This window comes from Enterobacter sp. BIDMC109, assembly GCF_001037885.1.
GTDB lineage: Bacteria > Pseudomonadota > Gammaproteobacteria > Enterobacterales > Enterobacteriaceae > Enterobacter > Enterobacter hormaechei_C.
Window position 1 is genome coordinate 3,713,176 of the sequence record NZ_KQ090002.1, and the last position, 12,003, is coordinate 3,725,178.

The following is a 12,003-nucleotide window of genomic DNA, read 5'->3' on the forward strand; positions in this document are numbered from 1 at the left end:
TATGCCTTTTACACTTGGTCAACGCTGGATCAGCGATACAGAAAGCGAACTTGGATTAGGAACCGTCGTTGCCGTCGATGCGCGCATGGTTACCCTCCTTTTCCCTGCTACCGGTGAAAACCGCCTGTACGCTCGCAATGACTCCCCTGTTACCCGCGTAATGTTCAATCCGGGCGACACCGTGACCAGCCACGAAGGCTGGCAGCTGAAGGTTGAAGACGTAAAAGAAGAGAATGGACTGCTCGCCTACATTGGAACGCGTCTTGATACCGACGAGACGAATGTTATCCTGCGTGAAGTGCTGCTCGACAGCAAACTGGTTTTCAGCAAGCCGCAGGACCGTCTGTTTGCCGGGCAAATCGACCGAATGGATCGCTTCTCCCTGCGCTACCGCGCGCGTAAGTTCCAGAGTGAACAGTACCGCATGCCGTGGAGCGGCCTGCGCGGCCAGCGTACCAGCCTTATTCCCCATCAGCTGAATATCGCCCATGACGTGGGCCGTCGCCATGCGCCTCGCGTGCTGCTGGCTGACGAAGTGGGCCTGGGTAAAACCATCGAAGCAGGCATGATCCTGCACCAGCAGCTGCTCTCTGGCGCTGCCGAGCGCGTGCTGATTGTGGTGCCGGAAACGCTGCAACACCAGTGGCTGGTCGAGATGCTGCGCCGCTTTAACCTGCGCTTCTCCCTGTTCGACGACGAGCGCTATGCCGAAGCCCAGCACGACGCGGACAACCCGTTTGAAACCGAACAGCTGGTCATTTGTTCCCTGGACTTCGTGCGCCGCAGCAAGCAGCGCCTGGAGCACCTGTGCGACGCAGAATGGGATCTGATGGTCGTCGACGAAGCGCACCACCTCGTCTGGAGCGAAGATGCGCCAAGCCGTGAATACATGGCGATTGAGCAGCTTGCCGAGCGCGTACCGGGCGTTCTGCTTCTGACCGCCACCCCGGAGCAGCTGGGTCTTGAGAGCCACTTCGCCCGTCTGCGCCTGCTCGATCCGAACCGATTCCACGATTTTGAGCAGTTTGTTGAAGAGCAGAAAAACTACCGTCCGGTGGCGGACGCCGTCGCGCTGCTGCTGGCCGGTAATCGTCTCTCTAATGATGAACTTAACACCCTCAGCGATCTGATCGGCGAGCAGGATATTGAGCCGCTGCTTCAGGCCGCGAACAGCGACAGCGATAATGCGGGATCTGCGCGTAAAGAGCTGATCGACATGCTGATGGACCGTCACGGCACCAGCCGCGTGCTGTTCCGCAACACCCGTAACGGCGTGAAAGGCTTCCCGAAACGCGAGCTGCACACCATCAAACTGCCGCTGCCGACCCAGTACCAGACGGCGATTAAAGTCTCCGGCATTATGGGCACCCGTAAATCAGCGGAAGATCGCGCGCGCGATATGCTCTACCCGGAGCAAATTTATCAGGAATTTGAAGGCGACACTGGCACCTGGTGGAACTTCGATCCGCGCGTGGAGTGGTTAATGGGTTATCTGACCGCGCACCGTTCCCGGAAGGTGCTGGTGATCTGCGCCAAGGCAGCCACCGCCCTGCAACTTGAACAAGTGCTGCGCGAGCGCGAAGGTATTCGCGCCGCCGTGTTCCATGAAGGCATGTCTATTATCGAGCGCGACCGCGCTGCGGCGTGGTTTAGTGAAGAGGACAGCGGCGCGCAGGTTCTGCTGTGTTCCGAAATCGGTTCTGAAGGCCGTAACTTCCAGTTCGCCAGCAATCTGGTGATGTTCGATCTGCCGTTTAACCCGGATCTGCTGGAGCAGCGTATCGGCCGTCTGGATCGTATCGGTCAGGCGCACGATATTCAGATCCACGTTCCGTATCTGGAGAAAACCGCCCAGTCCGTTCTGGTTCGCTGGTACCACGAAGGCCTGGATGCGTTTGAACATACCTGCCCGACGGGCCGCACCATTTATGACCAGGTGCATAGCGATCTGATCGGTTACCTCGCGGCTCCGGAAAACACCGAGGGCTTTGATGAGCTGATCAAATCCTGTCGAGAGAAGCACGACGCGCTGAAAGCTCAGCTGGAGCAGGGTCGCGATCGCCTGCTGGAGATCCACTCCAACGGCGGTGAAAAAGCGCAGCAGCTGGCCGAAAGTATCGAAGAACAGGACGATGACACCAGCCTGATCAGCTTCTCCATGAACCTGTTCGACATCGTCGGCATTAACCAGGACGATCGCGGCGAGAACATGATCGTGCTGACCCCGTCCGATCATATGCTGGTGCCGGATTTCCCGGGCCTGCCGGAAGACGGCTGCACCATCACCTTTGAGCGTGATGTGGCGCTTTCCCGCGAAGATGCACAGTTCATCACCTGGGAGCACCCGCTGATCCGCAACGGTCTGGATCTGATCCTCTCCGGCGATACCGGCAGCAGCACCATCTCCCTGTTGAAGAACAAAGCCTTGCCTGTGGGCACGCTGCTGGTGGAGCTGATCTACGTTGTGGAAGCGCAGGCGCCGAAACAGCTTCAGCTTAACCGCTTCCTGCCGCCAACTCCGGTGCGTCTGCTGCTGGATAAAAACGGTACGAACCTGGCCGGCCAGGTGGAGTTTGAAAGCTTCAACCGTCAGCTGAGCGCGGTGAACCGCCATACCGGCAGTAAGCTGGTGAATGCGGTGCAGCAGGACGTGCATGCCATTCTGCAACTGGGTGAAGCCCAGGCCGAAAAAGCGGCCAGAGTGCTGATCGATGCGGCGCGTAGCGAAGCCGATGAGAAGCTTTCTGCCGAGCTGTCGCGTCTGGAAGCGTTGAAAGCAGTGAACCCTAACATTCGTGACGATGAGCTGGCCGCCATTGAGAGCAACCGCCAGCAGGTGCTGGAAAGCCTGAATCAGGCGGGATGGCGTCTCGACGCCCTGCGTCTTATCGTTGTGACGCATCAGTAAGCGGAGCGCAAGATGGTAATGGAGCCCTACAATCCCCCGATGGATCCGTGGCTGGTCATTCTGTATCAGGACGAGCACATTATGGTGGTTAACAAGCCGAGCGGCTTGTTATCCGTGCCGGGGCGTCTGGAAGAGCATAAAGACAGCGTGATGACGCGTATCCAGCGTGATTATCCCCAGGCCGAGTCTGTCCATCGTCTGGATATGGCGACCAGCGGCGTGATTGTGGTGGCTCTGAATAAAGCGGCAGAACGCGAGCTGAAGCGTCAGTTCCGCGAGCGCGAGCCGAAGAAACAGTATGTCGCGCGCGTCTGGGGCCATCCGGCGCAGGCGGAAGGGCTGGTGGATTTACCGCTGATTTGCGACTGGCCGAACCGGCCAAAGCAGAAGGTGTGTTACGAAACCGGCAAGGCCGCGCAAACCGAGTATGAAGTGCTGGAGTACGCGCCGGATAACACCGCGCGCGTCCTGCTGAAGCCGATTACCGGGCGCTCCCACCAGCTGCGTGTGCATATGCTTGCGATGGGTCACCCCATTCTGGGGGACAGGTTCTATGCGCCGCCGGAAGCGCTGGCGTTAGCGCCGCGCCTGCAACTGCATGCGCAGACGCTCACCATCACCCACCCTGCTTTCGGCAACGCCATGACGTTCAAAGCCCCGGTGGACTTCTGAAAAAATGGCCCGACACTGTCGGGCCATTTTTTTATTTAAAACCTTTCTGCTCTTTAATTAGCTCGTAGGCTTTCTGGATTTCCTGCGCTTTCTGTTTCGCCATCTCCATCATCTCTGGCGGCAGGCCTTTCGCCACCAGCTTATCCGGATGGTGCTCGCTCATCAGCTTACGATAGGCGCGTTTGATGGTCGTAACATCGTCAGACGGCTTCACGCCGAGGACGTTACAGGCATCTTCAAGCGTAGGGCCACGCTGCGCCTGCTGCCAGCCGCCGCCGGACGATTGCTGCTGATAACCGCCGCCAAAGTGCGCGCCGCCCTGCATCATGCGCAGGAACTGATCGAACTGCATGCGGGAAATGCCCAACTCTTCAGCAATCACATACAGGACGTCCCGTTCATTCGGATGCAGAGAGCCATCCGCGAAGGCGGCCTGGATTTGAATTTCCAGAAACATCCGAATTAAATCAAAACGCCCGAAACAGATGCTACGGAACTGCCGCATTTTTTCACGCAGCGGGTAGTGATCTGATTTACCAATCCGGAACGCATTCTGCGCCGCGATGCGGGATTCGCCGTGCAGATTCATGCGATCCATAAAGACGCTGGCCACCTGAATATCGGCTTCCGTTACGCGTCCTTTTGATTTGGTTAAGTGCCCCATCACCTCGAAGGTGGTGGAGAAAAAGAGTGACTGGCGCTCGCGCTGGTTGGCAAACCAGGCCATTTTGCGGCTGCGTGCTTTATCAAACATATGGCCGATAATGAGGCCAAGAACGACACCCCAGAATCCGGCACCCATAATAATTGCGAACGCAACGCCGATTATTTTACCCCAATACTGCATATACTCCCCGAATGGTCATGTTCCTGGCCGACGCAACGCCATCATTACAGTGGTCGCGCCACGGTCAATTGAGGGACATCGCCTATAATTTGCATTATCATACTCGTCATTCGATAGCGAGCCTAACACTCTGGCGCGCAAACGGGCAGGATTAACGCTGGTACTGCGCTGATGAGTAAGATAGTCTCTGAGCGTTTGTAAGCCGTAGCCACTGATGACGGAACAATAAAATACAACGTATGAAAAAACGTATCCCCACCCTTCTGGCCACAATGATTGGCACCGCCCTGTATAGCCAACAGGGGCTCGCAGCCGATCTCGCCTCGCAGTGTATGCTTGGCGTCCCAAGTTACAATCGCCCACTGGTGAAAGGCGATACGAATGACTTACCCGTCACCATTAATGCCGACAGCGCAAAAGGTAATTATCCTGACAATGCGACCTTTACGGGCAATGTCGATATTAACCAGGGAAACAGTCGCCTGCTTGCTGACGAAGTGCAATTGCACCAGAAGCAACCGGAAGGTGCTCAGGCGCCTGTCCGTACGGTGGATGCGCTGGGTAATGTGCACTATGACGACAATCAGGTCATCCTGAAAGGTCCGAAAGCCTGGTCGAATCTGAATACCAAAGACACCAACGTCTGGGAAGGTGATTACCAGATGGTCGGTCGTCAGGGGCGCGGTACCGCGGACCTGATGAAGCAGCGCGGCGAAAACCGCTACACCATTCTCGAAAACGGCACGTTTACCTCCTGTTTGCCAGGGTCAAATACCTGGAGCGTTGTGGGCAGTGAAGTGATCCACGACCGTGAAGAACAGGTTGCAGAGATCTGGAACGCCCGTTTTAAACTCGGCCCGGTGCCCATTTTCTATAGCCCTTACCTGCAACTGCCTGTGGGTGACAAACGTCGTTCAGGTTTCCTGATCCCGAACGCCAAGTACAGCACGTCGAACTACTTTGAGTTCTACCTGCCGTACTACTGGAACATTGCGCCCAACATGGACGCCACGATCACGCCGCACTATATCCATAAGCGCGGTAACATCATGTGGGAGAACGAATTCCGCTATCTGACCAAGGCGGGCGCGGGTCTGATGGAATTTGATTATCTGCCATCAGATAAGGTGTTCCAGGACGAGCATCCGAGCGAAGGTGATAAGCACCGCTGGATGTACTACTGGAAGCACGCCGGGGTATTGGATCAGGTGTGGCGTTTCAACATCGACTACACCAAAGTCAGCGATCCGTATTACTTCAACGACTTTGATTCTAAATACGGCTCCAGTACCGACGGTTACGCCACGCAGAAATTCAGCGTGGGCTACGCCATTGAGAACTTTGACGCGACGGTGTCGACCAAACAGTTCCAGGTATTTGATACACAATCGCGTAGTACCTATGGTGCCGAGCCGCAGCTGGACGTGAACTGGTATCAGAACGATGTGGGTCCTTTCGACACGCGCGTTTATGCTCAGGCGGTCCATTTCGTCAACACCAACTCGGATATGCCGGAATCAACGCGTCTGCATATCGAGCCGACGATCAATCTGCCGTGGTCAAACGACTGGGCGAGCCTGAATACCGAAGCTAAACTGATGGCCACCCACTACCAGCAGAAAAATCTGGACTGGTATAACAAACGCTATGGCACCGATCTTGAAGAGTCGGTAAACCGTACGCTTCCGCAATTCAAAATGGACGGGAAGCTGATCTTCGAACGTGATATGGGCCTTCTCGCCGATGGATACACCCAGACGCTTGAGCCGCGTATGCAGTATCTGTACGTGCCTTATCGCGATCAGAGCAAAATTCAAAACTACGACTCTTCCTTCCTGCAATCAGACTACAGCGGCCTGTTCCGTGACCGTACCTACGGCGGGCTTGACCGTATTGCGTCTGCTAACCAGTTAACGACTGGCGTCACAACGCGCGTATATGATGATGCTGCCGTTGAACGTTTTAACGTTTCTGTTGGTCAAATCTACTATTTCACCGAGTCTCGTACCGGTGATGACGACATTAACTGGGAGAAAGACAACAAAACGGGCTCACTGGTATGGGCGGGCGACACCTACTGGCGCATGACGGATCGTTGGGGTCTGCGCGGTGGTGTTCAGTACGATACACGACTGGACAATATCGCGACGGGCAGCGCAGCCATCGAATACCGTCGTGATGAAGACCGCATGTTGCAGTTGACGTACCGTTACGCCAGCCCGGAGTATATCCAGGCGACGCTGCCAAACTATGCGAATACAGACCAATACAAAGACGGTATTTCACAGGTGGGTACCGCCGCGAGCTGGCCGATCGCCGATCGTTGGTCAGTCGTCGGGGCCTACTACTATGACACGAATGCCCAAAAACCTGCTGACCAGATGCTGGGTCTGCAATACAACTCCTGCTGTTACGCAATACGTGTCGGTTACGAACGCAAACTTAACGGCTGGGATACGCAAAACAGTCAGGGCAAATATGATAACGTGATCGGCTTTAATATCGAGTTGCGCGGCCTGAGTTCTAACTACGGTCTGGGCACGCAGCAGATGCTGCGCTCGAACATTCTGCCGTATCGTAGTTCATTGTAATGTGCTTGATTTACAACGTAATCCGCTTTGCGGTTAATTGAAATGGAAAAAGTATGAAGAACTGGAAAACGCTGCTACTCGGTGTCGCTATGGTTGCGAATACCAGCTTCGCGGCCCCACAGGTTGTCGATAAAGTCGCGGCTGTGGTTAACAACGGCGTCGTGCTTGAAAGTGACGTTGACGGTTTGATGAAATCTGTAAAGCTCAACTCGGGCGAAGCAGGTCAACAGCTTCCGGATGACGCTACGCTGCGCCACCAGATCCTGGAGCGTCTGATCATGGATCAGATTGTTCTTCAGATGGGCCAGAAAATGGGCGTGACGATCTCTGACGAGCAGCTCGATCAGGCGATCGCCAACATTGCAAAGCAGAACAACATTACCCCGGATCAGATGCGTAGCCGCCTGGCCTACGACGGCATCAGCTATGCCACCTACCGTAATCAGATCCGTAAAGAGATGCTGATTTCAGAAGTGCGTAACAATGAAGTCCGTCGCCGCGTCACCATCCTGCCTCAGGAAGTGGATGCCCTGGCAAAACAGGTGGGGAATCAGAATGATGCCAGCACTGAGCTTAACCTGAGCCACATCCTGATCCCACTGCCGGAAAACCCAACTTCCGATCAGGCGGCTGAGGCGGAAAGCCAGGCGCGCGCTATCGTTGAGCAGGCGCGTAATGGCGATGACTTCGGCAAGCTGGCGATCACCTATTCCGCTGACCAGCAGGCGCTGAAAGGCGGCCAGATGGGCTGGGGCCGTATTCAGGAGCTGCCATCCCTGTTTGCCCAGGCGCTGAGCACGGCGAAGAAAGGCGACATCGTCGGTCCAATCCGTTCCGGTGTGGGCTTCCACATTCTGAAAGTGAATGACCTGCGCGGCCAGAGCCAGAACATTTCGGTTACCGAAGTGCATGCCCGTCATATCCTGCTTAAGCCGTCTCCGATCATGACTGACGATCAGGCTCGTGCGAAGCTGGAACAGATCGCGGCAGACATCAAGAGCGGTAAAACCACCTTCGATAAAGCGGCAAAAGAGTTCTCTCAGGATCCTGGCTCTGCAAACCAGGGCGGTGACCTGGGTTGGGCGGCAGCGGATATTTACGATCCGGCTTTCCGCGATGCGTTAATGAAGCTGAATAAAGGCCAGATGAGCGCGCCGGTACACTCCTCCTTCGGCTGGCATCTGATCCAGCTGATGGACACGCGCAACGTGGATAAAACCGACGCGGCGCAGAAAGACCGTGCGTATCGCATGCTGTTTAACCGTAAGTTCTCTGAAGAAGCCGCAACCTGGATGCAGGAACAACGCGCCAGCGCTTACGTGAAAGTGTTGAGCAACTGATGATACCGCATCGTGTTGTGATCACCCCCGGCGAACCCGCCGGGATTGGGCCTGACCTTGTGGTTCAGCTCGCCCAGCGCAGCTGGCCGGTAGAGTTGGTTGTCTGCGCAGATGCAACACTGTTACAAGACCGGGCGGCTTTGCTCGGTCTGCCTTTAACGCTCCTCCCTTACGTTGAAGGCCAACAGCCCGCACCGCAGCAGGCGGGGACTCTCACCCTGCTTTCTGTTCCGCTCCGTGCGCCTGTTGTCCCCGGTGAGTTACACACCGAAAACGGCCACTACGTTGTCGAGACGCTGGCGCGCGCCTGTGACGGTTGCCTTCAGGGCGAATTTGCCGCCCTGATCACCGGTCCGGTGCATAAAGGCGTGATCAATGACGCGGGCATTCCGTTTACCGGGCATACCGAATTTTTCGAAGAGCGTTCGCACAGCCCGAAAGTGGTGATGATGCTGGCAACCGAAGCAATGCGCGTTGCGCTGGTAACAACGCACCTGCCGATCAAAGCCATTCCAGATGCCATTACGCCTGAACTCCTGCGTGAGATCATTGGCATTTTGCATCACGATCTGCAAACCAAATTCGGCATTCCGCAGCCGCATGTGCTGGTTTGCGGCCTGAATCCGCACGCGGGTGAGGGCGGACATATGGGCACCGAAGAGATCGACACCATCATTCCGGTGCTTGAGGAGATGCGGGCGAAGGGGATGAACCTCAGCGGGCCTCTGCCTGCCGACACCCTTTTCCAGCCCAAATACCTGGATAATGCCGACGCCGTACTCGCGATGTACCACGATCAGGGTCTGCCCGTGCTAAAATACCAGGGCTTTGGCCGCGGGGTGAATATCACCCTCGGTTTACCCTTTATTCGAACGTCCGTTGACCACGGTACTGCGCTGGATCTGGCAGGCCAGGGAAAAGCGGATGTCGGCAGTTTTATTACGGCGCTTAATCTCGCCATCAAAATGATTGTTAATACTCAATGACTAATCGAGTCCATCAGGGCCACTTAGCCCGTAAACGCTTCGGGCAAAACTTCCTCAACGATCAGTTTGTGATCGACAGTATCGTTTCTGCCATTAATCCGCAGAAAGGTCAGGCCATGGTCGAAATCGGCCCGGGTCTTGCCGCGCTGACCGAGCCGGTAGGCGAACGCCTCGACGAACTGACCGTTATCGAACTCGACCGCGATCTGGCCGCGCGTCTGCAAACGCACCCGTTCCTCGGGCCGAAGCTGACGATTTATCAGCAGGATGCGATGACCATGAACTTTGGCGAACTGTCAGAAAAAATGGGACAGCCGCTGCGCGTGTTCGGTAACCTGCCGTACAACATCTCCACCCCGCTGATGTTCCATCTGTTTAGCTATACTGATGCCATTGCCGACATGCACTTCATGTTGCAAAAAGAGGTCGTTAACCGTCTGGTTGCAGGGCCGAACAGTAAAGCGTATGGTCGTTTAAGCGTGATGGCGCAATATTACTGCAACGTGATCCCGGTATTAGAAGTACCGCCTTCCGCATTCACGCCACCGCCAAAGGTAGATTCTGCGGTTGTGCGCCTGGTGCCACATAAAACGATGCCGTACCCGGTCAAAGACCTGCGCGTGCTGAGCCGTATCACGACAGAAGCCTTTAACCAGCGCCGTAAAACGATTCGTAACAGCCTTGGCAATCTGTTTACCGTTGACGTATTAGCTGAGTTGGGCATCGACCCGGCAATGCGTGCGGAAAATATTTCCGTAGAGCAGTACTGCAAGCTGGCTAATTACATCAGCGACAATGCGCCGCCGAAGGAGAGCTAAGCCATGATTGATTCGCCCCGCGTCTGTGTTCAGGTTCAAAGCGTCTACATTGAGTCCCAATCCACACCGGATGAAGAACGTTTTGTCTTTGCTTATACCGTAACCATTCGCAATCTGGGGCGGATGCCTGTGCAACTGCTCGGGCGCTACTGGCTTATCACCAACGGCAATGGCCGTGAAATTGAAGTCCAGGGCGAAGGCGTGGTCGGTGAACAACCCCATATCGCCCCTGGCGAAGAGTATCAGTACACCAGCGGCGCGGTAATTGAAACGCCGCTGGGTACCATGCAAGGCCATTATGAAATGGTCGATGCCGACGGCAATGCTTTCCGCATTGCTATTCCCGTATTCCGTCTCGCCGTACCTACACTTATTCATTAATCTAATGTCTACATATCTGATTGGCGACGTTCACGGTTGCTACGATGAACTGATCGCATTATTAAAACAGGTCGACTTCACCCCCGGGCAGGACACGCTCTGGCTGACGGGCGACTTAGTGGCGCGCGGTCCCGGTTCCCTGGACGTCCTCCGCTATGTCAAATCGCTGGGTGACAGCGTGCGCATGGTGCTGGGCAACCACGATCTGCATCTGCTGGCCGTATACGCCGGGATCAGCCGTAATAAGCCGAAAGATCGCATTACCCCCCTGCTGGAAGCACCGGATGCCGATGAGTTGCTCAACTGGCTGCGTCGCCAGCCGCTGCTACAGATTGACGAAGAGAAAAAACTGGTGATGGCGCATGCCGGCATCACGCCTCAGTGGGATCTTGAGACGGCAAAAACCTGCGCGCGCGACGCCGAAGCGGTGCTGGCGAGCGACTCCTACCCGTTCTTCCTTGATGCGATGTACGGCGACATGCCAAATAACTGGAGTGATGACCTCAGCGGCCTGGCACGACTGCGTTTTATCACCAATGCTTTTACGCGGATGCGCTACTGCTTCCCGAACGGGCAACTGGATATGTATTGCAAAGATACGCCTGAAAATGCCCCTGCGCCGCTTAAGCCATGGTTTGCGATTCCGGGCCCCGTGACAAACGAATACAGTGTGGTATTTGGACACTGGGCATCGCTGGAAGGAAAAGGCACCCCGGAAAATATCTATGCGCTGGATACCGGATGCTGCTGGGGCGGGGATTTAACCTGCTTACGCTGGGAAGATAAAACTTACTTTGTGCAGCCATCCAACCGACAGCTGGACTTAGGCGAGGGTGAGGCAGTCGCCTCCTGAAGATGTTTATCCTCTCCCTTCGGGGAGAGGATAAAACCGTTAACGACGTTCCAGAATTTCGAAGCAGTAGCTGTGTGAGTTCTGCGCATCCGCATCGTGAAACTCACTGAATACGGACTCCCACTCGTCCGGATCGTAATCCGGGAAATGGGTATCCCCTTCCACTTCCGCATCAATGTGCGTCAGATACAGTTTCTGCGCTTTAGGCAGGAACTGCTCATACACACGCCCCCCGCCGATCACCATGATCTCTTCGGCATCGCCGCAGGCGGCAATTGCTTCATCAACGGACTTAACCCACTGAACGCGATCGTCAGTGCCCGGCTGGCTACTGATCACAATATTCTTACGACCCGGCAGTGGACGACCAATCGACTCCCAGGTCAGGCGGCCCATCACTACCGGCTTGTTTAACGTAGAACGTTTAAACCATGCGAGATCGGCAGGCAGGTTCCACGGCATGGCGTTTTCCATGCCGATAACGCGGTCTACCGCCAGCGCTGCAATCAGACTGATCATTGAAAATTTCCCGGATGCAAAAAATTGCCGCCACTATACGGAAAGCTTAATCTTTCGTCGACTGGCGGCAGGGTAAAGAATTAGAAAT

At 55.5% G+C, this 12,003-nt stretch carries 10 protein-coding genes; 8 read left to right on the top strand and 2 right to left on the bottom strand.

Translation table 11 applies throughout. The annotated features are described in order from the left end of the window. Position 1 precedes the first annotated feature (1 nt). Together rapA and rluA are read left to right on the top strand one after the other, a co-directional pair. Positions 2-2,908, top strand: coding sequence for an RNA polymerase-associated protein RapA (gene rapA / locus SK62_RS17495; RefSeq protein ID WP_015572654.1), 2,907 nt, complete (start codon positions 2-4; stop codon positions 2,906-2,908). A 12-nt stretch (positions 2,909-2,920) separates the two neighbouring features. After that, on the top strand, positions 2,921-3,580 hold the full coding sequence (gene rluA, locus SK62_RS17500) for a bifunctional tRNA pseudouridine(32) synthase/23S rRNA pseudouridine(746) synthase RluA (protein WP_003856412.1): 660 nt from the start codon (positions 2,921-2,923) through the stop codon (positions 3,578-3,580). 31 nt (positions 3,581-3,611) lie between these two features. On the opposite strand, the gene djlA is transcribed toward rluA, so the two are convergent. Continuing rightward, positions 3,612-4,427 carry a co-chaperone DjlA gene (gene djlA, locus SK62_RS17505; RefSeq protein WP_015572652.1) on the bottom strand — a complete coding sequence of 272 codons (816 nt, stop codon included), beginning with the start codon at positions 4,425-4,427 and terminating at the stop codon, positions 3,612-3,614. Between the two features lie 239 nt (positions 4,428-4,666). Here djlA and lptD point away from each other — a divergent pair, with 239 nt between their 5' ends. The 6 genes from lptD to apaH are packed head-to-tail and all read left to right on the top strand — an operon-like array spanning position 4,667 to position 11,396. Continuing rightward, positions 4,667-7,018, top strand: coding sequence for an LPS assembly protein LptD (gene lptD, locus SK62_RS17510; protein WP_017383802.1), 2,352 nt, complete (start codon positions 4,667-4,669; stop codon positions 7,016-7,018). Between the two features lie 53 nt (positions 7,019-7,071). After that, positions 7,072-8,358, top strand: a complete 1,287-nt coding sequence (gene surA / locus SK62_RS17515; RefSeq protein ID WP_017383803.1) for a peptidylprolyl isomerase SurA — start codon at positions 7,072-7,074, stop codon at positions 8,356-8,358. After that, on the top strand, positions 8,358-9,344 hold the full coding sequence (gene pdxA, locus SK62_RS17520; RefSeq protein ID WP_017694531.1) for a 4-hydroxythreonine-4-phosphate dehydrogenase PdxA: 987 nt from the start codon (positions 8,358-8,360) through the stop codon (positions 9,342-9,344). The genes surA and pdxA overlap by 1 nt, the downstream gene beginning before the upstream one ends. Beyond that, positions 9,341-10,162: a 16S rRNA (adenine(1518)-N(6)/adenine(1519)-N(6))-dimethyltransferase RsmA gene (rsmA, locus tag SK62_RS17525; protein ID WP_003856423.1), complete on the top strand. Its 822-nt coding sequence runs from the start codon at positions 9,341-9,343 to the stop codon at positions 10,160-10,162. Before pdxA ends, rsmA begins: the two co-directional genes overlap by 4 nt. Positions 10,163-10,165: 3 nt before the next feature. After that, entirely contained in the window at positions 10,166-10,543 is a 378-nt protein-coding gene (gene apaG, locus SK62_RS17530; RefSeq protein ID WP_003856425.1) for a Co2+/Mg2+ efflux protein ApaG, read from the top strand. A 4-nt stretch (positions 10,544-10,547) separates the two neighbouring features. Next, positions 10,548-11,396, top strand: a complete 849-nt coding sequence (gene apaH, locus SK62_RS17535) for a bis(5'-nucleosyl)-tetraphosphatase (symmetrical) ApaH (protein WP_015572649.1) — start codon at positions 10,548-10,550, stop codon at positions 11,394-11,396. 39 nt (positions 11,397-11,435) lie between these two features. Here the strand turns inward: apaH and folA are convergent, their stop codons facing one another. Further along, positions 11,436-11,915, bottom strand: a complete 480-nt coding sequence (gene folA / locus SK62_RS17540) for a type 3 dihydrofolate reductase (protein WP_047718823.1) — start codon at positions 11,913-11,915, stop codon at positions 11,436-11,438. Positions 11,916-12,003: the final 88 nt, after the last annotated feature.